The sequence below is a fragment of the Pseudoduganella sp. SL102 genome, from assembly GCF_027856995.1.
GTDB classification, from domain to species: domain Bacteria; phylum Pseudomonadota; class Gammaproteobacteria; order Burkholderiales; family Burkholderiaceae_D; genus Rugamonas; species Rugamonas albidiflava.
The window spans coordinates 42,538-64,864 of the sequence record NZ_CP115554.1; the positions used below are offsets into that span (position 1 = coordinate 42,538).

General features: G+C 65.7%; 19 protein-coding genes. 7 read left to right on the forward strand and 12 right to left on the reverse strand.

All coding sequences use genetic code 11. From position 1 onward, the window contains the following. Positions 1–3 precede the first annotated feature (3 nt). From soxZ to OU994_RS00240, 10 genes are all read right to left on the reverse strand, one after another. Positions 4–327 (reverse strand): thiosulfate oxidation carrier complex protein SoxZ, encoded by a 324-nt coding sequence (gene soxZ / locus OU994_RS00195; RefSeq protein WP_281609141.1) that lies wholly within the window; start codon positions 325–327, stop codon positions 4–6. Next, on the reverse strand, positions 327–785 hold the full coding sequence (locus OU994_RS00200) for a SoxY-related AACIE arm protein (protein ID WP_281609142.1): 459 nt from the start codon (positions 783–785) through the stop codon (positions 327–329). The genes soxZ and OU994_RS00200 overlap by 1 nt, the downstream gene beginning before the upstream one ends. After that, on the reverse strand, positions 782–1,180 hold the full coding sequence (soxX, locus tag OU994_RS00205; protein ID WP_281609143.1) for a sulfur oxidation c-type cytochrome SoxX: 399 nt from the start codon (positions 1,178–1,180) through the stop codon (positions 782–784). Before soxX ends, OU994_RS00200 begins: the two co-directional genes overlap by 4 nt. A 129-nt stretch (positions 1,181–1,309) precedes the next feature. Then, positions 1,310–3,493: a molybdopterin cofactor-binding domain-containing protein gene (locus OU994_RS00210; protein ID WP_281609144.1), complete on the reverse strand. Its 2,184-nt coding sequence runs from the start codon at positions 3,491–3,493 to the stop codon at positions 1,310–1,312. Beyond that, complete coding sequence (locus OU994_RS00215) at positions 3,490–3,990, reverse strand: (2Fe-2S)-binding protein (RefSeq protein ID WP_131148723.1); 501 nt, start codon at positions 3,988–3,990, stop codon at positions 3,490–3,492. The genes OU994_RS00210 and OU994_RS00215 overlap by 4 nt, the downstream gene beginning before the upstream one ends. 521 nt (positions 3,991–4,511) lie before the next feature. Next, entirely contained in the window at positions 4,512–4,973 is a 462-nt protein-coding gene (locus OU994_RS00220; RefSeq protein ID WP_281609145.1) for a DUF2244 domain-containing protein, read from the reverse strand. A gap of 90 nt (positions 4,974–5,063) precedes the next feature. Then, positions 5,064–6,269 (reverse strand): ATP-binding protein, encoded by a 1,206-nt coding sequence (locus tag OU994_RS00225; RefSeq protein WP_373922600.1) that lies wholly within the window; start codon positions 6,267–6,269, stop codon positions 5,064–5,066. Between the two features lie 35 nt (positions 6,270–6,304). Next, on the reverse strand, positions 6,305–6,925 hold the full coding sequence (locus OU994_RS00230; RefSeq protein ID WP_281609147.1) for a chemotaxis protein CheB: 621 nt from the start codon (positions 6,923–6,925) through the stop codon (positions 6,305–6,307). A gap of 51 nt (positions 6,926–6,976) precedes the next feature. Continuing rightward, positions 6,977–7,810 (reverse strand): protein-glutamate O-methyltransferase CheR, encoded by an 834-nt coding sequence (locus OU994_RS00235; RefSeq protein ID WP_281609148.1) that lies wholly within the window; start codon positions 7,808–7,810, stop codon positions 6,977–6,979. Between the two features lie 11 nt (positions 7,811–7,821). Then, positions 7,822–11,316 carry a response regulator gene (locus tag OU994_RS00240; protein ID WP_281609149.1) on the reverse strand — a complete coding sequence of 1,165 codons (3,495 nt, stop codon included), beginning with the start codon at positions 11,314–11,316 and terminating at the stop codon, positions 7,822–7,824. A gap of 120 nt (positions 11,317–11,436) precedes the next feature. Between OU994_RS00240 and OU994_RS00245 the strand changes: the two genes are divergently transcribed. Next, positions 11,437–11,835 carry a hypothetical protein gene (locus tag OU994_RS00245; RefSeq protein ID WP_131148717.1) on the forward strand — a complete coding sequence of 133 codons (399 nt, stop codon included), beginning with the start codon at positions 11,437–11,439 and terminating at the stop codon, positions 11,833–11,835. A 211-nt stretch (positions 11,836–12,046) separates the two neighbouring features. On the opposite strand, the gene folE is transcribed toward OU994_RS00245, so the two are convergent. Both folE and nudC read right to left on the reverse strand, forming a co-directional pair. Further along, a complete protein-coding gene (folE, locus tag OU994_RS00250; RefSeq protein ID WP_131148716.1) occupies positions 12,047–12,610 on the reverse strand; it encodes a GTP cyclohydrolase I FolE in 564 nt (187 codons plus the stop codon). A gap of 56 nt (positions 12,611–12,666) precedes the next feature. Continuing rightward, the gene (gene nudC, locus OU994_RS00255; RefSeq protein WP_281609150.1) at positions 12,667–13,524 is read right to left on the reverse strand and encodes an NAD(+) diphosphatase; all 858 of its coding nucleotides are present in this window, start codon (positions 13,522–13,524) and stop codon (positions 12,667–12,669) included. 160 nt (positions 13,525–13,684) lie between these two features. Between nudC and OU994_RS00260 the strand changes: the two genes are divergently transcribed. From OU994_RS00260 to rfbH, 6 genes are all read left to right on the forward strand, one after another. Then, on the forward strand, positions 13,685–16,189 hold the full coding sequence (locus OU994_RS00260; RefSeq protein ID WP_281609151.1) for a tetratricopeptide repeat protein: 2,505 nt from the start codon (positions 13,685–13,687) through the stop codon (positions 16,187–16,189). A 378-nt stretch (positions 16,190–16,567) separates the two neighbouring features. Continuing rightward, complete coding sequence (locus OU994_RS00265; RefSeq protein WP_281609152.1) at positions 16,568–17,350, forward strand: TylF/MycF/NovP-related O-methyltransferase; 783 nt, start codon at positions 16,568–16,570, stop codon at positions 17,348–17,350. Between the two features lie 15 nt (positions 17,351–17,365). Beyond that, positions 17,366–19,072 (forward strand): hypothetical protein, encoded by a 1,707-nt coding sequence (locus OU994_RS00270; RefSeq protein ID WP_281609153.1) that lies wholly within the window; start codon positions 17,366–17,368, stop codon positions 19,070–19,072. Positions 19,073–19,083: 11 nt separating this feature from the next. Further along, complete coding sequence (gene rfbF, locus OU994_RS00275) at positions 19,084–19,857, forward strand: glucose-1-phosphate cytidylyltransferase (protein WP_281609154.1); 774 nt, start codon at positions 19,084–19,086, stop codon at positions 19,855–19,857. Then, positions 19,854–21,008 carry a CDP-glucose 4,6-dehydratase gene (gene rfbG / locus OU994_RS00280; RefSeq protein WP_281611552.1) on the forward strand — a complete coding sequence of 385 codons (1,155 nt, stop codon included), beginning with the start codon at positions 19,854–19,856 and terminating at the stop codon, positions 21,006–21,008. The genes rfbF and rfbG overlap by 4 nt, the downstream gene beginning before the upstream one ends. Continuing rightward, positions 21,001–22,326, forward strand: a complete 1,326-nt coding sequence (rfbH, locus tag OU994_RS00285) for a lipopolysaccharide biosynthesis protein RfbH (protein WP_281609155.1) — start codon at positions 21,001–21,003, stop codon at positions 22,324–22,326. The genes rfbG and rfbH overlap by 8 nt, the downstream gene beginning before the upstream one ends. Position 22,327 lies beyond the last annotated feature (1 nt).

Here is a 22,327-nt window from a genome sequence, read left to right on the forward strand (position 1 = left end):
CCCTCATGGCGTGACGGCGAGCGCCATCCGCTCCGTCTGCGAAAAGCCGTTGTCGCCGCTCCATGTGAACTCCAGCGTCCCGCTCACCGTCGCCACCGTGAAAAACGCGATGTACGGATTGGCGGCGATCGCCGGATGCAGCTCGGCGGCGAACACCTGCTCGCCCTCGTACTTGCAGGTGAACTGGCGGATGATGTCTTGCGGTACAGCTTTGCCATCGGCCCCGGGACGATAGCCCGACTCCATCGGATGCGAGATCAGCGCGCGGATCTCGATCACCTCGCCCGCCCGCGCCGTCTTCGGCATGTGGATCAGCGCCCTCACCATTACATCGCCTCCCCTTCGATGCAGGCCGCCAGCGTGACGATCACGTCCACCGACTGCTGCCAGCAGCTGCCGTCGCTCATCTTCGCCACCGCCACCAGCTTTTGCGACGTGGCCAGGCGGATGCGGGTCGATACCTGCGCCTTGCCCGCGCGCGGGCCCAGCGTGACCTTCACCACGTCGGTTTCCGGATTCTTCTCGTTGAAGATGGCGATGCCGGTCACGTGATCCTGCGGCGTGAGCGGGCTGTCGACGCGGACCGTGACCGGCACCGCATTGCCGTTGTCGATCAGCTGGGCGATCTCGAACGTCACGCGGCCGGTTTGCGGCAGCTTGTTGCCCGTGTAAGCCGAAATCGCGGAAGCCATCTGTTGCGGCGTGGCCGCCGCCGGGCGCACCAGTGCCAGCAGCGTGCCGGCGGCAAGCAACTGGCGGCGATAGAGGTCTGGCGGCTGGTTCATGGCGTGTCCTTCAGCGTGGACAGGTAGGCTACGACATCCTCGATTTGCTGGGCGCTCAGGATCGTCTTTCCCGCATGGGCCGGCGCCACGCGTGCCAGCCCTTCGGTGCGGAAGTAGGAGGGCATGATCGTTTGCGGATTCAGGCGCGAGGAGTCCGCGATGCGCAGCCGCAGTTGCGGGACTGTCCAGCGCGCCCCGGCGCCGGCCAGGCTCGGCGCCAGGTCGCCCTGGAAGCGCTCCTCGGGTATCGGCGCCGAGTGGCACAGCAGGCACAGGCCCACATGGCGGTCGGCCACGATGGCGCGGCCGCGCTGGGGATCGCCTGCCGTGGCGCCGGGCAGCGGCGATGCGATGCCGTCGGCAGTGGCGAAAGACGAGGCGCACGCCAACAACACCGGGGACAGACCCCTGGCCACCGTCAGCAGCAAAGACGAAACGGCAACAGTATCGGGGTCAGTCCCATCGGCGAGGGATGGCAGCCGCGGGGTAACGGGGCCGAACCCCTCGCGGCCGGCCATGGCTGCTCAGGCCTTCTTGAGGCTGTGGTTCTTCAGCGGCAGGTCGCGGATCCGCTTGCCGGTGGCGGCGAAGATCGCGTTCAGCACGGCCGGTGCCGCCACGGCGATCGTCGGTTCGCCCACGCCGCCCCAGAAACCGCCGGAAGGCAGGATGATGGTCTCCACCGCCGGCATCTCGTCCATCTTCATCACCTGGTAGGTGTCGAAGTTGGCCTGTTCCATCTGCCCATCCTTCACCGTGCACTCGCCGTACAGCGCGGCCGACAGGCCGTACACGAACGAGCCTTCCACCTGGGCCTCGATCTGCTGCGGGTTCACGGCGTGGCCCGGGTCCGTGGCGGCCACGATGCGGTGGATCTTCAGCTTGCCGTCCTTGTCCACCGAGACTTCGGCGCAGGCTGCCACGTAGCTGCCGAAGCCATGGGTTTGCGCCAGCCCGCGGTAGACGCCTTTCTTCGGTTTCTTTTGCCAGCCGATCCGCTCGGCCACCGCGTTCAGCACGGCCAGGTGCTTCGGGCTGTCCTTCATCAGCTTGCGCCGCAATGCCAGTGGATCCTGCTTCGTGGCGTGCGCGATCTCGTCGATGAAGCATTCCAGGTAGATGGCGTTCTGGTTCAGGTTGACGCCGCGCCAGAAGCCCGGCGGCACCGGCGGGTTGCGCATCGCATGGTCGACCAGCAGGTTCGGCACCGTGTAGCCGATCGAGGCATCCGTGCCCGGCGCGTTCAGCCCCTGGAACACGGCGCCATCCTTGCCGTTCTTGACATTGCCGGGAAACAGGGTCGCCACGATCGACTGGCCGGAGATGCGCATGTGCAGCGCCGTCAGGTTGCCCTGCTTGTCCAGCCCGGCCGTCAGCTTGCACTGCGTGACCGGGTGGTAGCGGCCGTGCAGCATGTCTTCTTCGCGGGTCCAGATCAGCTTGACCGGCGTACCAGGCATCTCCCTGGCGATCTGCACCGTCTGGCGCACCCAGTCATGCACGGCGCCGCGCCGGCCGAAGCCGCCGCCCAGGTGGATCTTGTAGACGTCGCACCTGTCCTGCGGCAGGCCGGCCGCTTCCGACGCGGCGGCCAGCGCCGCTTCGCCGTTCTGCGTGGGCGTCCATACTTCGCAGCGCTCCGGCGTCCAGCGCGCGGTGGCATTCATCGTTTCCATCGTGGCGTGGTTCTGGTGCGGATACGAATACACGGCCTCGATGCGCCGCGCCGCGCCGGCCAGCGCCGCCTTCGCATCGCCGTTCGCGTTGCCCACCGCCGCTTCCGGCGCATCCAGCCCGGCCTTCAGCGTGGCCGCCACGTCCTTGCTGGACAGGCTGGCGTTGGGGCCCTTGTCCCACTCGATCGGCAGCGCGTCGAGCGCGGTCTTGGCACGCCACCAGGTATCGGCCACCACGGCCACGGCGGAGTCGCCCACCTGCAGCACCTTCTTCACGCCCGGCTTGTCCTTGATCGCATCGGCATTGAAGCTTTTTACCTTGCCGCCGAATACCGGGCAATCCTTGATCGCCGCGTTCAGCATGCCGGGCATCGTCAAATCCATGCCGTAGACCTGCTTGCCGGTGGTCTTGTCGACGGTGTCCAGGCGCGCGAGGCGCTTGCCGGCGATCTTCCAGTCTTTCGGGTCCTTGACCGCGATGTCCTTGGGCGCTTCCAGCTTGCCGGCCGCCTCGGCCACCTTGCCGTAGGTGACAGTGCGGCCGCTCGGTGCATGCGTGATCACGCTGTTGGCGGCGCCGCATTCGCTGGCCGGCACGCCCCACTGTGTGGCCGCCGCCTGCACCAGCATCATGCGCGCGGCGGCGCCGCCCTTGCGCACGTACTCGTGCGAGCCGCGCACGCCATTGCTGCCCCCGGTCGAGAAGCTGCCCCATACGCGCTGGCGGGCCAGGTTCGCTCCCGGTGTCGGGTATTCCGTGGTGACCTTGCTCCAGTCGGCGTCCAGCTCTTCGGCCACCAGTTGCGCAAGGCCGGTCAAGGTGCCCTGCCCCATCTCGGAGCGGGCGATGCGGATGATGATGGTGTCGTCCGGTTTCACGACCACCCAGGCGTTGACTTCCGGCGACTGCGCGGCCTGTGCCTGCGCGGCGAACGGGATGTGGAAGGCGACGACGAGGCCGGCGGACTGGCCCAGGAAGCGGCGGCGCGCCGGGCTGGCAGGGCTGGCGAGGCGGGTGTCGATGGCGCTCATGCCTTGCTCCCTTCGCGGTGTTCGATGGCCAGTCCGGCGCTCTTCGGATCGCCGCCGCGCGCCACCACGTGGATCGCCTTGCGCACCCGGTTATAGGTGCCGCAGCGGCAGATGTTGGTCATCGCCATGTCGATGTCGGCATCGGTGGGCCTGGGTTTTTCCTTCAGCAGCGCGGTGGCGGCCATGATCATGCCGCTCTGGCAAAAACCGCATTGCGGCACGTCCAGCGCGGCCCAGGCTTTCTGCACCGGGTGCGAGCCGTCCGGCGACAGGCCTTCGATGGTGACGATCTTCATCTGCTCCGTCACGGTGGACACGGGCCGCACGCAGCTGCGCATCGCTTCGCCATCGATGTGCACGGTGCAGGCGCCGCACTGGGCGATGCCGCAGCCATACTTGGTGCCGGTCAGGCCGAGCTGCTCGCGCAGCACCCACAACAGCGGTGTATCGTCTTCCGCCTGGAACTCGCGGACCTGTCCGTTCACGTTCAGCTTCATGCCTGTTCTCCTGAAGAGGTTGGGTGCGCAGCGGAAATATATTACTTGGTTTTTACCTATCTGTATTCGTTCCGGCAATTTTGACTTGTATCAAAGTTTTTACAGATGAGCTTCCCTACACTGGCGCCGCTATCACAGTGAAAACAAAGAGGAAGCATCATGAAAAAAGCCATTCTCGGCATCACCGCCATCACGGCCGCCATGATGTGAAGAAGGTGCGGCTGCGCAGCGATGTGCTGATCGGCGGCGTGGAAGCCAGCAAGGTCAAGGTCGACCCGGTGCTGTTCGGCGCCGGCATCGGCTACCGCTTCTGAGAAGGCGCTGAGGAGGCGAATACAGCATTTCAACCTGGCGTATCTCCAAGCCTTTGCCTGCCCCCGGTTCGCCAGCGGCAGGTTTTTTTACAGATATCTGGGACGAAAATCGAGTTTCCTCAAACCGGGGTCACCCCGGTTTTTGGCAATTATTTCCTGAAAACGGGGTCTGACCCCGGTTGTGGGAAATACGGTGTCAGCGGATTCTTATTGCGCGAGCTGTTCGCGCAATTCCCGCGCCAGCGCGCGCCGGGCTTCCTCGGGCAGCCAGGTGCCGACGTCGACGGTAACGCCGCGGGCGACGAGCCGGATCGGGTCGCGCCGCCGTTGCGGTGCTTCGATGCGCACCCAGCAGGGGTCGAGCTGGATGGTGGAGGCGCGGCCGCCGCGCACCTTTTCCACGAACAGCATGTCATGCTCGTGGACGATGCGGTCGCAATCGGTGGCATGCCGGCTGTAGACGATAAAGGCGGCGGTCACGGCGGTCATTTCCAGCACGGAAAATACCAGCACGTACCAGGCGCCCTGCAGCGTGAAGAACAGGCCCACGCCCAGCGACAGCGCGAGCAGCGCGGCCCAGACGGCCACGGTCTGGCGCGGCGTCAGCGAACAGTTGCGCCGTACCAGCCATTCCCGCCTGTCGCCATCGATGGGCCAATCGCGTTTCACCGTGCGCCCTCCTTCGCCATGCATTGTACGAAAGGCGGTAAAAGGCGTCAGCACGAAAGAACCGGCGGCGCGGTCGCCTCGGGAAATCGTTCAGGCCGGCCGTTCGTCGCGCGGCAGCACCAGTGTGAATACGGAGCCCTCGCCCGGCCGGCTGGCCACGGTCAGCGTACCGTGGTGCGCCTCGGCGAGTTGCCGCGAGATGTACAGCCCCAGGCCCAGGCCGGACGGCACGCCATTGCCGGCGCCCCGCTCGTAGGGCAGGAAGATACGGGCCTGCATCGCCTCGTCGATGCCGGCGCCCTGGTCGATCACGTCGATACGGGCCTCGGTTTCGGTGGCCGAGAGGCGGATGCGCACCGGCTTGCCGCCACCGTAGCGCAACCCGTTGGTCAGCAGGTTGACGATCACCTGTTCGATGCGGAACTCGTCCCACCAGCCGCTCACGGTGTCGGGCGCTTCCAGCTCGAACGTGGTGCCGGCGTCCTGCGCCTGGCGCGCCAGGTCGCCCGTGAGCCGGCGCAGCATGGCCTGCAGCTCGGTCCAGGCGGGGCGGATCGACAGCACGCCGCTGCGGATGCGCGATACGTCCAGCATGTCGTCGATCAGGCGGATCATCGCCTGGATCTGGCGGCCGTCGCCCTCCACCATCTTTTCCAGCGCTTCCTTGCCGAACGCTTCGAGGTTGCCGCGCTCGAGCTGCATCTTGCGCATCTGGGTGCCCAGGAACAGCGTGTTCAGCGGCGTCCTCAGTTCGTGCGCCACCATCGACATGAATTCGTCGCGCATGCGCAGCGCGTAGCGCAGTTCTTCCTGGGCAGCGCGCAGTTCGTTCATCGTGGCATGCTGTTCCTCGACGCGGCGGCGGATCTCCATGCGCTGGCAATGCAGGTCGACGAACACGTTGACCTTGCTGCGCACGGCGTCCGGATCGAGCGGCTTGTAGAGGAAATCGACGGCGCCCGTTTCATAGCCCTTGAACGCGTAATTGAGTTCCTTGCCGGCCGCGCTGACGAACACGATCGGGATGTGGCGGGTCTTGTCCGTGCCGCGCATCAGTTCGGCAAGCTCGAAGCCATCCATGCCCGGCATCTGCACGTCCAGGATGGCCAGCGCGAAGTCGTGTTCGAGCAGCAGCGCCAGCGCCTCTTCGCCGGACATGGCCTGGTACACGGCGCGGTTGTCGGCCCGGATGATGGCGTTCAGGGCCCGCAGGTTCTCCGGCAAGTCGTCGACGATCAGGAGCTTCGTCACGCTACCGGTGCCCCTCTCCGCGGGGATTCCAACCGAGCTGCTCATCAATCCCATGCTGCACTCCTTGTTGGGCACACTATTCATTGCTCTTTCTCCATCGACAGTTGCAGCAGCCTGCGGATATCGCGCAGCGGCAGCACCAGGTCCGGCGTGCGCAGCCGGATCGCTTCGTTCGGCATCACGCTCACTTGCGCTTCCGCCGGGTCCTGCACCACCGTCAGCCCGCCCGCCGCGCCGATCGCGGCCAGGCCCGCGGCGCCATCCTGATTGGCGCCGGTGAGCAGGATGCCCATCAACCGCGGGCCGTACACGTCGGCCGCCGTTTCCATCGTGATGTCGATCGCCGGCCGGGCAAAATGCACCGGCGGTTCGAGGCTCAGCGAGAACACCCGGTCGGCCTCGATCGACAAGTGGTAATCGGCCGGCGCGAAATACAGCGTACCTGCCTTCGGTTCCCCCTTGTCCGCCGCTTCTTCCACCCGGATGGCCAGGCGCTGGCTGAACACTTCCACCAGCTGGTTCGGGCGCGCCCGCATCACGTGCAGCACCGTCAGCACCGGGTAGGGAAACTCGCGCGGCAGCCCGGGCAGGATCTCGATCAGCGCGTTGACGCCGCCGGCGGAAGCGCCGATGACGATCGCTTCGATGCGGCGCCCCGCCAGCGCCAGCGCGAGGACGGCATCATCCATTGGTGCCGTCATCCATTGGTTCCGTCAACCATTCGCGCCGTCATCCATTCTGAACGCCGTCCATTACAGTTTCCTGAACAGCCGCTCGCGCTTGGCGACCGGTTCGAACAGCGGACCATAGGCGGAAAAGTCGATGCTTTCCTTGCTGCCCAGGCCCAGGAAACCGCGCCGGCACAGCGACTCGTGGAACAGGCCCAGCGCGCGCTCCTGCAGCTTCTTCTTAAAGTAGATCATCACGTTGCGGCAACTGATGAACTGCGTTTCCGCGAACACCGCGTCGGTGGCCAGGCTATGGTCCGCGAACGTCACGTTCTCCGCCAGCGAACGGTCGAACAAGGCGGCATTGTACGCTGCCGTGTAGTAATCCGAAAAGGCGCGCCGCCCGCCGGCGGCCTGGTAGTTTTCCGTGTAGGCGCGCATGTTCTCCAGCGGGAAAACCCCTTTCTTGGCCTTTTCCAGCGACTGCGGATTGATGTCGGTGGCGTAGATGATACTGCGTTCCAGCAGGCCTTCTTCCTTCAGCAGGATCGCTAGCGAAAACACTTCCTCGCCGGTGCTGCAGCCGGCCACCCAGATCTTCAGCGACGGATAGGTGGACAGCACCGGCATCACGTGCTCGCGCAGCGCGGCGAAGTAGGTGGGATCGCGGAACATCTCCGTGACCGGGATCGTGAGGTACTGCAGCAGCTCGGAAAACGCGGCCGGCTCGTGCAGCACGCGCGATTGCAGCTGCGAGATCGTGGCGCAGTTCATCTCGCGCATCGCATGGAGCACGCGGCGCTTCTGCGATGCCCCGGTATAGTCGCGGAAGTCGTAGCTGTACTTCAGGTAGATCGTCTCCATCAGCATTTTCAGCTCGATGTCGGTATCGCTCTGAGGTGGGCGGATCGGCTGCATCGGCGTCATCCTCAGATGCGGTCCAGCGCAGGCATCCACACCCGCAGCAGCGAGTACAGGCGCGACAGGTCGATCGGCTTGGCCAGGTAATCGTTGGCGCCGGCGGCCAGGCACTGTTCCTGGTCATCCTTCATCGCCTTGGCGGTGATGGCGATGATCGGCAGGCGGTTCCAGCGGCCATCGGCGCGGATGCGGCGGGTGGCTTCCAGCCCGTCCATGCCCGGCATCATCACGTCCATCAGCACCAGGTCGATATCCTGCACCTGCTCGAGTTTTTCCAGCGCCTCGAAGCCGTTGCGGCCGATCTCCACGATCGCGCCCTTGTGCTCCAGCGCCGAGGTGAGCGCGAAGATGTTGCGCACGTCGTCATCCACCAGCAGGATGCGGCGGCCTTCGAACACCCGGTCGCGCGAGCGCACCGTCTTCAGCATGGTCTGCCGCTCGGACGACAGCTCGGACTCCACCTTGTGCAGGAACAGCGTCACCTCGTCCAGCAGGCGCTCCGGCGAGCGGGCGCCCTTGATGATGATCGAGCGCGAATACTTGTGCAGGTCCGCTTCCTCGGCGCGCGTGAGGTTGCGGCCGGTGTACACGATCACCGGCGGGAACGAGGCGATCTCCTCGCGCGCCATGCGCTGCAGCAGTTCGTTGCCCTGCATGTCCGGCAGCTTCAGGTCGATGATCATGCAGTCGAACACTGTCTTTTCCAGCAGGGCGAGCGCTTCCTCGCCGGAGGCCACCGCTTCGATCTCGATATCCTCGTCGGAAATCAGCTGCACCACGCTGTCGCGCTGGCGCGCGTCGTCCTCGACCAGCAGGATGCGCTTGATCTTCTGGGTGAATTTCTGCTCCAGGCGCGCGAACACTTCGCGCAATTCCTCGCGCGTGGTGGGTTTCAGCGCGAAGCCCACCGCGCCCATGTGCAGTGCCGCCTCGCCGGCATCGGAGGCCGACACCACGTGCACCGGGATATGGCGGGTGCGCGGGTTATCTTTCAGCAGCTGCAGCACGGAGAGGCCGGAACGGTCCGGCAGGCGGATATCGAGCAGGATCGCGGTCGGCTGGTATTGCTCGGCCATCTGCAAGCCTTCGTCCGCCGCGAATGCCACCAGGCAGCGGTAATCCATTTCATGGGCCAGGTCGTACAGGATGCGCGCGAACGCCGGCTCGTCCTCGATCACCAGCAGCCTGCGCTCCGGCGGCGCTTCCCGGTCGCGGTCGTCCTCGAACGCCCGCTGCACCGGTGCCGGCGCCGGGGACGGCACGCCGGCGGGCGGGGAAGCCAGCGGCATGGCCGGCGGCGCTACCGGCAGCGTGGCCGGCGCCGCGGCCGGCGACAGCGACGACGATACCCGGTGCGGTGGCGCCGACCATTGCATCGGCAGCGTCAGCGTGAAGGTACTGCCCTGGCCCACCGTGCTGTCCAGCGTGATCGTGCCGCCCAGCAGCATGGCCAGGTCGCGCGAGATCGACAGGCCCAGGCCCGTGCCGCCGTACTTGCGGCTGGTGGTGCCATCGGCCTGCTGGAAAGCGCCGAAGATCGTTTCGTGCTGGTCTTCGCGGATGCCGATGCCGGTATCCGAGACCGCGAAGCGCACCTGGCCATTCGGCCCCGGTTCCACGCGCAGCATGACGGTCCCCCGGTCGGTGAATTTCAGCGCGTTGGACAGCAGGTTCTTCAGGATCTGTTCGAGACGCTGGCAATCGGTGTACACGGTGTCCGGCAGCCCGGCCGCCAGCACCAGCGAAAAGCCGAGGCCCTTTTGCTGCGCCAGCGGTTCGAAGGTGCGCCGCAGGCCTTCCATCACCTGCTGCAGGCGCAGTTCTTCCGGATTGAGCTCCAGCTTGCCCGCCTCGACCTTGGAAATGTCGAGGATGTCGTTGATCAGGTTCAGCAGGTCGTTGCCGGCCGAGTAGATGGTTTGCGCGAAGCGCACCTGTTCCTCGTCCAGGTTGCCCTGGGAATTGTCGGCCAGCAGCTTGGCCAGGATCAGCGAGCTGTTCAGCGGCGTGCGCAGCTCGTGCGACATATTGGCCAGGAACTGCGACTTGTACTGGCTGGCGCGCTCCAGGTCGCGCGCCCGTTCCTCCAGCTGGACCTGGACATCGTTCAGCGCGGTGTTCTTCTGGTCCAGCGCCACGGCCTGTTCGGCCAGCTGCTCGTTGGTCTGCTCCAGTTCCGCCTTCTGGTTTTCCAGGCTGGCCTGCGATTCTTCCAGCACGCGCGACTGTTCTTCCAGCTCTTCGTTGGCGGTGCGCAGTTCTTCCTGCTGCACCTGCAGCTCCTCGTTCAGCTGCTGGGTTTCCACCAGCAATTCCTGCATCCGCTGGCGTGCCAGCGTGGCTTCGATGGCGGTACCGATATTGTCCGCCACCAGGTTGAGGAATTCCGTTTCCTTCTCGCCCACGGGGTGCAGGAAGCCCAGCTCGATCACGCCGTTGACGCGGCCATCGCTGGCCACGGGCAGCACCAGCACCTGGGTGGGAGTGGCGCTGCCCAGCGCGGAGGACAGCTTCAGGTAATCGGGCGGCAGGTTTTCCAGGTGGATCAGCCGGCGCATCTGCGCGGCCTGGCCGACCACGCCTTCGTCCGGCGCCAGCAGGCGGCCGCGTTCCTCGTCCTCGGCCGAGAAGCCGAACGCGGCGGTGCGGCGCAGCAAGCCATCCGGCTCGCGCACGTACATCGCGCCCACCACCACATCCAGGTAGCGCGCCAGGAAGTGCAGCATCGCCGTCGACAATGCCGGCGTCGACATCTGGCCGATGCCCTGCTCCGCCATCTGGCTCTGGCCCGAGCGCATCCACGACTGCCGCTGCACGCGTTCGGCATGCTTGCCCTGCTCCTTCAGCGCCTCGTTATACGCATCGGACAGGCGCATCAGTTCCTTGCGGCCGAACCAGGCCAGGAAGCCGCTGAGCACCAGGCTGACGGTGAGGAAGCCCACCACCGTGATGTAGGTGACGCTCTTGGCATCGCGGTTGCGTTCCGCCCGCAGCCGGTCTTCGTCGGCAATGAAGGCGATGAACAGCGAGCGCAATTCGTCGAATTCGATCTTGCCCCGCTGCGCCCGCACCGTCGACAGGTAGTCGCCGCCAGTCTTTCGCAGGTCGATCATTTCCTGCGCCGCGCGCTCCCATTGGGCCTGCTGGGCGCGGATATTGCGGAGCCGGTCGACCTGGGTGGGATTGTCGGCCACCAGCTCCAGCAGCGTTTTCAATGACGTGTCGAACTTCGGCCGGGCCAGTTTATAGGGCGCCAGGAACGATTCTTCGCCGGTCAGCAGGTAACCGCGCATGCCGGTTTCCATGTCGACAGCCAGCTTGCGCATTTCCTGGGCATTGCCGACCACCCGTTCGGAATGCTCGACCAGGGTCAGCGCATTCAGCAGATAAGCGAAGACGGCGATGAAAACGGCGGCGCTGACGATGCCGGCACCCAGCGGCAGCGTGATGTTGCGGAACAGGATACGGCGAAAACTCTGGTCGTCGATGCGGGTGTGGGGCATATGCGCGAACTGGACGGGAAAAGGAGAAGTTTATCCTAATTGCAACGAATGCTGCCCGGTTGGGCAATTGTGCGCGCATGGCTATAATCGGCCGGACAACCACCCCGCCAGGACTATCCGATGCGCAAGCTGATTCTGCTGACCCCGCTGCTGCTGGCCGGCTGCTACAACGATTCCGCCACCTATTACGCGGACAGCACCCAGGAACACACATTGACGGTGCGCCGCCAGCAAGACCATTTCTGGAGCGAGGAAGGCCGCTTCGTGCTGATGGCCACGCGGCTGCCCGAGTGCCAGCGGCGCATCGACCTAGCCGAACTGCCGCTGGAAGACACGACCGTGGAACTGTTCAGCGAGGGCGACAACCAGTGGGCGCTACGCGCCGGCAGCCAGGTATGGCACGTGGAAACGCAAACGTGTTCGCTGGTTTCCACGGAAGGGCCGGCAACGGGCACGAAAGTGGGCGACTTCCGGGCGGAAATCGACGAGATCACTTTTAACGAGGCTGGCGAGAAATAGTTGGCAAGAAAACGGGGACGGACTCAATGCCGTTTAGACAAGCCCGCCCCAAGTGCAAGTTCCGGGGTCAGACCCGCCGGGTCTGACCCCAGCCCTTCGCTGTTGGGGGTGAATGTATGCGCCTCCAAGGCGCCGGGTAACGCTTAACTAAACGCATCAGACAGACCTGCTTTTACGAAAATTCCACAAGAAACAAGGTCCGTCCCGGTCTTCAGTCCCGCGCCAGCGCCAGGAACTCGGTGCGCAAGGCCAGGTTCGGCTGCAGTTCACCCAGCATGGCCGACGTGATGGTTTCCTCGCCGGGGGTGCGGATGCCACGGCTTTCCATGCACATGTGACGGCATTTCACCACCACGCCCACGGCCTTCGGCTCCAGCACTTCCATCAGCGTATTGGCGATCTGCACCGTCATGCGCTCCTGCACCTGCAGCCGCTTGGCGAAGCAGTCGACCAGGCGGGTCAGTTTCGACAGGCCGACGATCTTGCCGTTCGGCAGATAGCCGACGGTGGCCTTGCCGAAGAACGGTGCCAGATGGTGTTCGCAATGGCTGTACACGGGAATGTTGCGCACGACGATCAGCTCGTTGTATTCCTCCGCGCCATCCTCGAACGCCTTCAGCAGTTCGACCGGATCCTGGTCGTAGCCGGAGGTCCAGTGCTTCCAGGCCTTGGCCACGCGGTGCGGGGTTTCCGCCAGGCCCGGACGGTCCGGATTCTCGCCCAGCGAGGTCAGGAATCGGCGCCAGTCATGGTCGGAAAAAGAGTCTTTGGACATGATGAATGCTGCTCAAATGAAAGGGTATCCGCCAGTATACATAAAATAGCCGCTCTTCACCGGCCATCCTTGCCGGGGCGGTGGGCCGCCAGCAGCGCGCTGGCGATCGAGACACCGGGCGGCGTGTCGGGCCATGCGTCATCCGGCCCGAACCAGCGCGCATCCTCGATCTCGGCCGGGTCGACGCGGATGTCGCCGTCGAGGTAATCCGCGGTAAACGCGATCATCAGCGAGTTCGGGAACGGCCATGACTGGCTGTCGAAGTACCGCAGGTTGTGCACGCGCAGCCCCACTTCCTCGTACACCTCGCGGTGCACGGCTTCCTCGATCGATTCGCCGGCCTCGAGGAAACCAGCCAGCGCCGTATAGCGGCGCACCGGCGAGTTGGTATGCAGCGCCAGCAGTACCTGATCGCCCTTGCGGATCAGCACCATCATGGCGGGACAGATCTGCGGATAGGCGGTGTATCCGCAGGCGCCGCACTTGTACGCGCGCTCGCCCGTGGCACGCGCCATCGGCGTGGCGCACACGCCGCAGTAACGGTGCGTGCGCGCCCACTCGGCGATCTGGCCGGCGCGGCCCGCCAGGCCGATAAAGCCGTCGTCGGCGATGCCGAACAGCATGCGCAGGCCATGCCAGGCGTAGCCGTCGCCGGGCAGCGCCTCGTCGTCGACCCAGGCGGCCTGGCAATAGCGCCCGCGCCACAGGCCGACGGTGTGCAGCCGGTCGGGCGGAAGGTCCAGCAGCCTGGCCGGATCGGCAGGCAGCGCCAGCTCGGGGGCAGCGCCGGGTTCCGTGCCGCGCAACAGCAGTTTGCCGCGATGGTAGATGAACGTCAGCGGTGCGCCGGCGTGCCGCGATGTGCTGGCTGGCGGATCGATCAGGGGCGTGAAATCGGGTGGCGTGTGGAGCATGGCGGTATCGGTATGCGTCGGGATACCTCATCTTACCGAGTTCGGCGGAGCGGCGCCGCAGGACGGCGAAGTTGCCAAAACACCACGAAATCCACGCTGGCGCCACCGTCTCCCGAGTACGATTACGCTTCACTTACACCCTCGAGAGATACCACCACAGATGAGCGTAGCCGCGACTCCCGAAGCATTGTTCCGCCAGGCCGAACGGGGCGTGCTGCCGCTCGGGGAACTGTTCCAGGGGGCGCAAACGCTGATCGATGAAGGGGCGCCGCACGCGGCGATCCGGCTGTACGAGGCATGGCTGGAGCATACCCGTTCGCCGCTGGCCTATGCCGTGTGGTTCAACCTGGCGATCGCCTACAGCGGCGTGGGCAACGACACCAGCGCCGAGCGCGCTTATATCAAGGCGATCTCCGCGAATCCCCGCTTCATCGAGGCGCGCCTGAACCTGGGCACGCTGTACGAACGCCTCGGCCGGCCGGACGACGCGCTGGCCGCCTGGCAGGCCATCCTGGCCGATGGGCCGAACCTGGCCGCCCAGCCGAAGCTGCACCTGCAGGCACTGAACAACCTGGGCCGCCTGCTGGAAATCCTCAGGCGCCTGCCCGAAGCCGAGGAAATCCTCACGCACAGCCTGGAACTGGACCCGGACCAGCCGAACGTCATCACGCACTGGGTGCACCTGCGCCAGAAGCTGTGCCGCTGGCCCGTGTACCAGCCGTTCGGCGGCGTCTCGCTGGACATGATGCGGCGCCACACCTCCGCGCTGGCCATGCTGGGCGCGTCGGGCGATCCGGCCGGTCAGCTGGCGGCGTCGCGCCACTTCATCGCCGAGAAAGTGGCCGAGGCCGGCGCCGCGCTGGCACCGCCGGAAGGCTATCCGCACAAGCGCGTCCGCATCGGCTACCTGTCGTCCGACCTGTGCTCGCACGCGGTGTCGATCCTCACCGCCGAACTGTACGAACTGCACGACCGCTCGCGCGTCGAGGTCTACGCCTTTTCCTGGAGTCGCGAGGACAATTCGCCGCTGCGCGCCCGCGTGGTGGGGGCGATGGACCATTACATCCGCATCGACCGCATGAGCGACGAGGAAGCCGCGCGCTGCATCCGGTCGCACGAGATCGACGTGCTGGTCGACCTGCATGGCCTCACCCTGGGCGCACGGCCGGAAATCCTCGGCTGGCGTCCGGCCCCGGTGCAGCTGACCTGGCTGGGGTTTCCCGGGCCGACGGCGATTCCCGGCGTCGACCACGTGGTGGCCGATGCCTTCGTGCTGCCGCCCGAACTCGAGCCGCACTTCACCGAACAGCCGCTGCGCATGCCGCACACGTTCCAGGTCAACGACCGCCAGCGCGCCATCGGCGCCACGGTCGACCGCGCGGCCAGCGGCCTGCCGGCGGACCGCTTCGTGTTCTGTTCGTTCAACAGCAACTTCAAGATCACCCCCGAGGTGTTCGGCGCCTGGATGCGCATCCTGCAGCGGGTGCCGGACAGCGTGCTGTGGATCGTGGCCGACTCCGACGCCACGCGCGCCAACCTGCTGCGCGAGGCACAGACACGCGGTGTCGACAGCGACCGGCTGCTGTTCGCCAGCCGCGTGGCGCCTGCCGACTACCTGGCGCGCTTCCGGCTGGCCGACCTGTTCCTCGACACGCATCCCTTCAATGGCGGCACCACCGCCAGCGACGCGCTGTGGGCAGGCCTGCCCGTGCTGACCTGGGCCGGCCAGACCTTCTGTTCGCGCATGGCGGGCAGCCTGCTGCATGCGGTCGGCTTGCCCGAACTGGTCACCCATGCGCTGGCGGACTACGAGGAAACCGCCGTGGCGCTGGCCACCGACCCGGCGCGCATGGCCGGCCTGCGCGCCCGCCTGGCCGCCAACCGCGATGCCAGCCCGCTGTTCGACACGCCCCGCTTCGTGCGCGACTACGAAGACCTGCTGGCCACGGTGGTGAAGCGCCCGGCCGGCGTGCCCCTGTCGGACGAACCGGATCCGATCCGCGCGCACGCGGTGCCAGAACCTTCGCCGGGCCAGCTCAGCGTGCAGCAGAACAGCATGCTGGCGTTGATGCGGCCGGGCATGCACAGCGTTGTCGAGGTGGGCGGCGCCACGCTGGCCCAGGCATGGCGCGCGCGCGAACCGCACTCGCATTTCATCGCGATCGCCGGCGATGCCGCGGCAGATGGCTGGGAGACGGCGCGCATCGTTGCCGACCCTGAAGCGATGGCCGCCGAGCACTGGCGGCAGGCCGCCCCCGCCCAGTGCTGGCTGTTCCCGGAAACGCTGGAACGGCTGCGCGATCCCTGGGCCTTCCTGCACCAGCTGCGCCGCCAGGCGCTGGGCCGGGTCGAAGTGATCGCCTGCGTGAACAATGCGCAGAACTGGCTGTTGCAGTCGCTGCTCGCTTCCGGCAATTTCCACTACCAGGCCGGCGGCGTGCCGGAGCGCCGCAGCCTGCACCTGTTCACACGCGCCTCGGTGGCCGCGCTGCTGCGCGAATGCGGCTTTGCCGTGGTGGAGATGACGGCGGTGCACGCGCACCAGCCCACGCCGGCCGTGCTCGCCGCGATCGGCCAGCTGGCCGCCGTGGCCGGCACCGATCCGGCACTGGCCCAGCAGGATGCGCTGCCCTACCAGTACATGGTGCGGGCGGTGGCGGCGTGAACGGAGGTTCGCGCCGGTGCGCCTGCCGTGCTCAGCAGGAGGTATGAGGGGTGAATCCCCTTTTGTGCGCTGTTTTGTGCGGTATCAAAGCGGCGTATAGTGGAATGACCGTACAGGCGGGGCCGGCCGAGCCGCCAGGTGACTGTTTGCCAGGTGACTGTTTGCCAGGTGACTGTTATTCGCCTGGTGATGTTGCCAGTGCTACCGCCCGGCGTTTTGTAACCCAATGCAATCGCCCAGCGTTTTGTACGCCCAACGCAATCGCCCGGTGTTTTGTAGCCCAATGTTGTCGCCCAGTGTTATCGCTTAGAATACTTGCCACAAGAAAACTAATCAGCGGTACCGGCCGTGTGCCCTACTCCGCGTCGAAAGAGCCCCATGATCCTGCCGCCATTCACGCCCATCGAACATCCCGAACGCGTCCTCAACTTCATGGTCCGCACGGTATGGGGCCTGACCGATCCCCAGCGCTTCTATGCCCTGATGCAGGAGGCCCAGGCGCTGTGCGTGCCCGGCACCTACCTGGGCGATAACCTGTTCACCTGGGGCAAGAGCAATTCGCCGTTCGAGGACAAGCGCTTCGTCGCCGCCTGGGAAAACAACTGCCAGAACGATGCCGACCGCGCGATCGCCTGGCGCCGCTACATCCTCGCCTGCGCAGCCTTCCATTGCGCCCAGATCGACGGCGATTTCGTCGAGTGCGGGGTGTACCGCGGCACCAGCATCAAGACCATCGTCGACTACTTCGGCAAGGAAAACTTCGACAAGACCTTCTGGGGCTACGACACGTTCGACTACAACCCCGTCGAGCACCATGCCTTCGAAGGGCAGACCACCGGCCTGTACCAGGAGATCCAGCAGCGCTTCGCCGGCTACGACAATGTGCGCCTGGTGCAGGGCCTGCTGCCGCAATCGCTGGAAGGCAATTCGCCGGAACGCATCGCCCTGCTGCACATCGACTTGAACAGCGCCGAATTCGAGATCGCCGTGCTCGATGCCCTGTTCGACCGGGTGGTCCCCGGCGGCATGATCGTTCTCGACGACTACGAATGGGGTGGCCAGTACCGCCAGCAGAAGATTGCCGAGGATGCCTGGTTCGCCGAGCGCAACTACCGCGTGTTCCCCCTGCCGACTGGCCAGGGAATCGTCCTCAAGCGCTGACCACCGGGCAGGCAGATGGACCACGTCGTCATCGTACTCAGTTCGCAGGATATTCCCGGTGTCATCACTACCGCCACCCGGCTGGGCCCAGGCTGCCGGGTGGCCTGTTTCGACCCGTCCGTGCTGGACGAGTTGAAGGCTGCCGGTTTGCCACAGGCCGAATATGTCGACTTCCCGGGGGCGCCGACGTTTCCGGATTTGCATAATGGCAGCCGAGAAGAGGCACTGGCAATCGAGGCCGATCTGTTCGGCCTGTTCGGCCCGGTCCTGCCGGGTGTCCGCAGCTTTGCCTGGCTGCACCTGAACTGGTATTACCTGCTGATCGCCCTGCGCTGGTATTCGGCGCTGGGCGAATACATCGCCGCGCACTACGCCGGCCTGTTCGGCTCGCGCAAGGCCATGGTGCTGCTGAATGACAACCCGGCCAATTTCTTCTGGCCCTCGTTCGTGCCGGCGTTGTGTGTGCTGGAAGCGCTGTCGCGCGCCGGCGTCGCCCTCGAAGCCTTTTCCTATGAGCCTCGTCCTGATGAGACCGGTGCACTGCCGGCGCTGCTGGCAGGCGATGACCGCAGCGAACGCTGGGATCTGCTCACGCACCTGCCCACCTGCATGCACGACGTGCCCATGCTGGAAGAAGAGCTGAAGGCCAGCGGCCGGCGCATCATCAATATCCGCGCGAAGTACTGGGATACGCCTGTGCCCGCTGCGCATGACGTGGGGCTGGGCCACAAGCACGACTTGCTGCGCATCGTTCCGGAAAACGTGCGCAACACCCTTAACCTGCTGCTGCCGCATGTGCAGGCGCGCATCGATGCCGTGCTGGCGCCGCATATCCGCGTCGACGCCTACCGCGAACGGCAGGCGAAACAGCTCACCAGCCTGTACGAAACCCAACTGCTTACCTATCTGCTGCTGCACGACTTCTTTGCCGGCCGCAAGCCGCGCAAGATGCTGCTGTGCGACCATGACGCCGGTTTCCACGGCCCGCTGATCGCCTATGCCGATGCGGAAGGCATCCCCGTGCTGTTCTTCCCCCACTCGAAGACGATCGCCGACATCCAGTTCAGCGCCGACAATGTCGCCTGCCTGGTCCATCCGGTGCAGGGGGCCAGCCTGAACGACGGCGCCGGCCGCCGCGTGGCGCACCACAAGCTGGCATTCCCCGAAACGCTGTCGGCTTTCACTGTGCTGCCGCATGGCTTGCGCACGGTGGGCCTGCTGCTCAATTCAATCACCCTGAACGGCGTAATGGTCGGTGGCTGGCAACCATTCATGGATGGCATCCGCCTGGTGGCTAACTGGTGCCGCCGCCATGGCGTGGCGCTGGAAGTGCGCAGCCGGCCCGGCCATTCGATATACGAAATGGTGGCCGAAGCCACCGGCATCCCGGCCGACACGCTGGCCGCGAACATGCGCAAGCCGCTGTCGCAGTTCGCCGCCGAGATCGACCTGTGCCTGATGTACGACGCGCCCACCACGGCGGAGCTGGAATTCCTGCGCCGTAACGTCCCGATCCTGAATCCGATCCCGGAGGCGCTGGCCAAGTACGAGGCGGTGATCGCCTGCACCGACATCATCCCCCGTGGCGCCGTCGAGGAAATCCTGTTCCGCATGGAAGGCTTCGCCAGCGACCCGGCCAACCTGCATGCGTTCAAGCTGCAGCAATTCGCCGCCTATGCCGGTGCCTTCCGCGATGCGGCACCGCTGCGCGCCTATCTTTGAGAGCAGCCAACATGAAAGCAGTCATCCTTGCCGGCGGCCTGGGCACCCGGCTCAGCGAAGAAACCAGTGTCCGCCCGAAGCCCATGGTGGAAATCGGCGGCAAGCCGATCCTGTGGCACATCATGAAGAGCTACTCGGCGCACGGCATCAACGATTTCGTCATCTGCTGCGGCTACAAGGGCTACGTGATCAAGGAATTCTTCGCCAACTACTTCCTGCACACCTCCGACGTCACCTTCGACATGCAGGCCAACAGCGTGGAAGTGCATACCCGCAATGCCGAGCCGTGGCGCGTCACGGTGGTCGACACGGGCGACGACAGCATGACGGGCGGCCGACTGAAGCGCGTGAAGAAATTCGTCGAGCACGAGGAAGCGTTCTGCTTCACCTATGGCGACGGCGTGTCGGACGTGGACGTCGCCGCCTCGATCGGCTTCCACCGCAGCCACGGCAAGCTGGCGACGATGACGGCCGTGCAGCCGCCAGGCCGCTTCGGCGCCATCGAGATCGACGGCAGCCGCATCGTGCGCTTCAAGGAAAAACCGCAGGGTGACGGCAACTGGATCAACGGCGGCTTCTTCGTGCTGTCGCCGAAGGCGATCGACTATGTCGACGCCGATGCCACGATCTGGGAAAAGGAACCGATGGAGGGACTGGCCCGCGATGGCCAGATCGACGCCTTCTTCCACGCCGGCTTCTGGCAGCCGATGGATACGCTGCGCGACAAGATCCACCTGGAAGAGCTGTGGCAAAGCGGCCGGGCGCCGTGGAAGCGCTGGCCATGAATCCCGGCTTCTGGCGCGGCAAGCGCGTCTTCCTCACCGGCCACACGGGCTTCAAGGGAAGCTGGCTGAGCCTCTGGCTGCAATCGCTCGGCGCGCACGTCACCGGCTTCGCGCTGGCCCCGCCCAGCCAGCCCAGCCTGTTCGACGTGGCGGGCGTGGCGGCCGGCATGGAATCCCTGGCGGGCGATATCCGCGATGCCGAGGCGCTGCGCGGCGCGCTGGCGGCGGTCCGGCCCGACATCGTGATCCACATGGCGGCGCAGGCGCTGGTGCGCTATTCGTATGCGCACCCGGTGGAAACCTATGCGACCAACGTGATGGGCCTGGTGCACCTGTTCGAGGCGGTGCGCGCCACACCGGGCGTGCGCGCCGTGGTCAATGTCACCAGCGACAAATGCTATGAAAACCGCGAGTGGCCGTGGGGCTATCGCGAAAACGAGGCGATGGGCGGCTACGACCCGTACAGCAACAGCAAGGGCTGTGCCGAACTCGTCACCAGCGCCTACCGCTCGTCGTTCTTCAACCCGGAGCGCTACAAGGAACACGGCGTGGCGCTCGGCTCCGGCCGCGCCGGCAACGTGATCGGCGGCGGTGACTGGGCCGAAGACCGGCTGATCCCGGACATGGTGCGCGCCATCGCCGCCGGCCGGCCGGTACGCATCCGCAGCCCGCATGCGATCCGGCCGTGGCAGCACGTGCTGGAACCGTTGTCCGGCTACCTGGCGCTGGCCGAGCGGCTGTACCAGGACGGGCCGGCCTGCGCCGAAGGCTTCAACTTCGGGCCGCAGGACGTCGACGCGCAGCCGGTGCAGTGGATCGTCGAGCGCCTGTGCGGCAGCTGGGGCGCCGGCGCCGCCTGGGAGCTGGACAGCGCGCCCCAGCCGCACGAGGCGCATTACCTGAAGCTCGACTGCTCCAAGGCGCGCAGCCGCCTGGGCTGGCAACCGCGCTGGGCGCTGGGCCAGGCCATCGACCGGATCGTGGCCTGGCACAAGGCCCATGCCGCCGGGCAGGACATGCGCGCCTTCACGCTGGCCCAGATCGCCGCGTACCAGGACACTTCGCAGGACGCTTCTCAGCACGCTTCTCAGCACACTTCTCAGCACACTTCGCAAGACACTTCGCACAACCAAGAGAACAACCATGAGTGACCGACAGAACAAGGAACAACTGCGCGAGCAGATCATCGCGCTGGTGGCGCAGTACGGCGCCCTGGCCAGCCAGCCGAAGCCGTTCGAACCGGGGGTGACAGTGATCCCGCCGGCCGGCAAGGTGGTCGGCGCGCCGGAGATGGAACTGATGGTGGAAGCGTCGCTTGACGCCTGGCTGACCACGGGCCGCTTCAACGACCTGTTCGAGGCCAGGCTGGCCAAGCTGATCGGCGTGCAGCACCTGATCACCGTCAATTCCGGCTCGTCGGCCAACCTGGTGGCGTTCAACACGCTCACGTCGCCCAAGCTGGGCGAGCGCGCGATCCGCCAGGGCGACGAAGTGATCGGCGTGGCGGCGGGCTTCCCCACCACCGTCAACCCGATCATCCAGTTCGGCGCCGTGCCGGTGTTCGTCGACGTGGAACTGGGCACCTACAACATCGACGTGACGAAGCTGGAAGCGGCGATCTCGCCGAAAACCAAGGCGATCATGCTGGCCCATACGCTGGGCAATCCGTACAACCTGGACGTCATCACGGCGCTGTGCAAGAAGTACAAGCTGTGGCTGATCGAGGATTGCTGCGACGCGCTCGGCTCGACCTACCATGGCAAGATGGTGGGCACCTTCGGCGACATCGGCACCATGTCGTTCTACCCGGCGCACCACATCACGATGGGCGAAGGCGGTGCCGTGTTCACCGACAACTACGAGCTGAAGCAGATCGCCGAGTCGTTCCGCGACTGGGGCCGCGATTGCTACTGCCCGCCCGGCAAGGACAACACCTGCGGCAAGCGCTTCTGCTGGAAGCTGGGCACGCTGCCGGAAGGGTACGACCACAAGTACACCTACAGCCACCTGGGCTACAACCTGAAGATCACCGACATGCAGGCGGCCTGCGGCCTGGCCCAGATCGACCGCGCGGCCGGCTTCATCCAGGCCCGCAAGGACAACTTCGCCTACCTGAAGGAGCGGCTGCAGTCGTGCAGCGAATTCCTGATCCTGCCGGAAGCGACCGAGCACTCCGATCCTTCCTGGTTCGGCTTCCCGATGACGCTGAAGCCGGAAGCGAATACTTCCCGGGTGGACCTGCTCACCTACCTGGACCAGCACAAGATCGGCACGCGGCTGCTGTTCGCCGGCAACCTGACGCGCCAGCCCTACATGATCGGGCGCACCTACCGCGTATCAGGCGAGCTGGTCAATACAGACCGTGTGATGAACGACACCTTCTGGGTCGGCGTCTACCCCGGCCTGACGCGCGAGATGCTCGACTATGTGATCGAGAAGCTGGAGGCATACTTCGGCGTGAACTTCTAGG

Excerpts from the sequence above, each read along its gene's own strand:
- OU994_RS00265 (WP_281609152.1), top strand. The coding sequence starts at position 16,568 with ATGATCCTGCCGCCATTCACGCCCATCGAACATCCCGAACGCGTCCTC.
- OU994_RS00225 (WP_373922600.1), bottom strand. The coding sequence starts at position 6,269 with ATGAGCAGCTCGGTTGGAATCCCCGCGGAGAGGGGCACCGGTAGCGTG.
- OU994_RS00235 (WP_281609148.1), bottom strand. The coding sequence starts at position 7,810 with ATGCAGCCGATCCGCCCACCTCAGAGCGATACCGACATCGAGCTGAAA.
- soxZ (WP_281609141.1), bottom strand. The coding sequence starts at position 327 with ATGGTGAGGGCGCTGATCCACATGCCGAAGACGGCGCGGGCGGGCGAG.
- OU994_RS00260 (WP_281609151.1), top strand. The coding sequence starts at position 13,685 with ATGAGCGTAGCCGCGACTCCCGAAGCATTGTTCCGCCAGGCCGAACGG.
- nudC (WP_281609150.1), bottom strand. The coding sequence starts at position 13,524 with ATGCTCCACACGCCACCCGATTTCACGCCCCTGATCGATCCGCCAGCC.
- OU994_RS00210 (WP_281609144.1), bottom strand. The coding sequence starts at position 3,493 with ATGAGCGCCATCGACACCCGCCTCGCCAGCCCTGCCAGCCCGGCGCGC.
- folE (WP_131148716.1), bottom strand. The coding sequence starts at position 12,610 with ATGTCCAAAGACTCTTTTTCCGACCATGACTGGCGCCGATTCCTGACC.
- OU994_RS00230 (WP_281609147.1), bottom strand. The coding sequence starts at position 6,925 with ATGACGGCACCAATGGATGATGCCGTCCTCGCGCTGGCGCTGGCGGGG.
- OU994_RS00200 (WP_281609142.1), bottom strand. The coding sequence starts at position 785 with ATGAACCAGCCGCCAGACCTCTATCGCCGCCAGTTGCTTGCCGCCGGC.
- OU994_RS00215 (WP_131148723.1), bottom strand. The coding sequence starts at position 3,990 with ATGAAGCTGAACGTGAACGGACAGGTCCGCGAGTTCCAGGCGGAAGAC.
- rfbG (WP_281611552.1), top strand. The coding sequence starts at position 19,854 with ATGAATCCCGGCTTCTGGCGCGGCAAGCGCGTCTTCCTCACCGGCCAC.
- OU994_RS00240 (WP_281609149.1), bottom strand. The coding sequence starts at position 11,316 with ATGCCCCACACCCGCATCGACGACCAGAGTTTTCGCCGTATCCTGTTC.
- OU994_RS00270 (WP_281609153.1), top strand. The coding sequence starts at position 17,366 with ATGGACCACGTCGTCATCGTACTCAGTTCGCAGGATATTCCCGGTGTC.
- rfbH (WP_281609155.1), top strand. The coding sequence starts at position 21,001 with ATGAGTGACCGACAGAACAAGGAACAACTGCGCGAGCAGATCATCGCG.
- OU994_RS00245 (WP_131148717.1), top strand. The coding sequence starts at position 11,437 with ATGCGCAAGCTGATTCTGCTGACCCCGCTGCTGCTGGCCGGCTGCTAC.
- rfbF (WP_281609154.1), top strand. The coding sequence starts at position 19,084 with ATGAAAGCAGTCATCCTTGCCGGCGGCCTGGGCACCCGGCTCAGCGAA.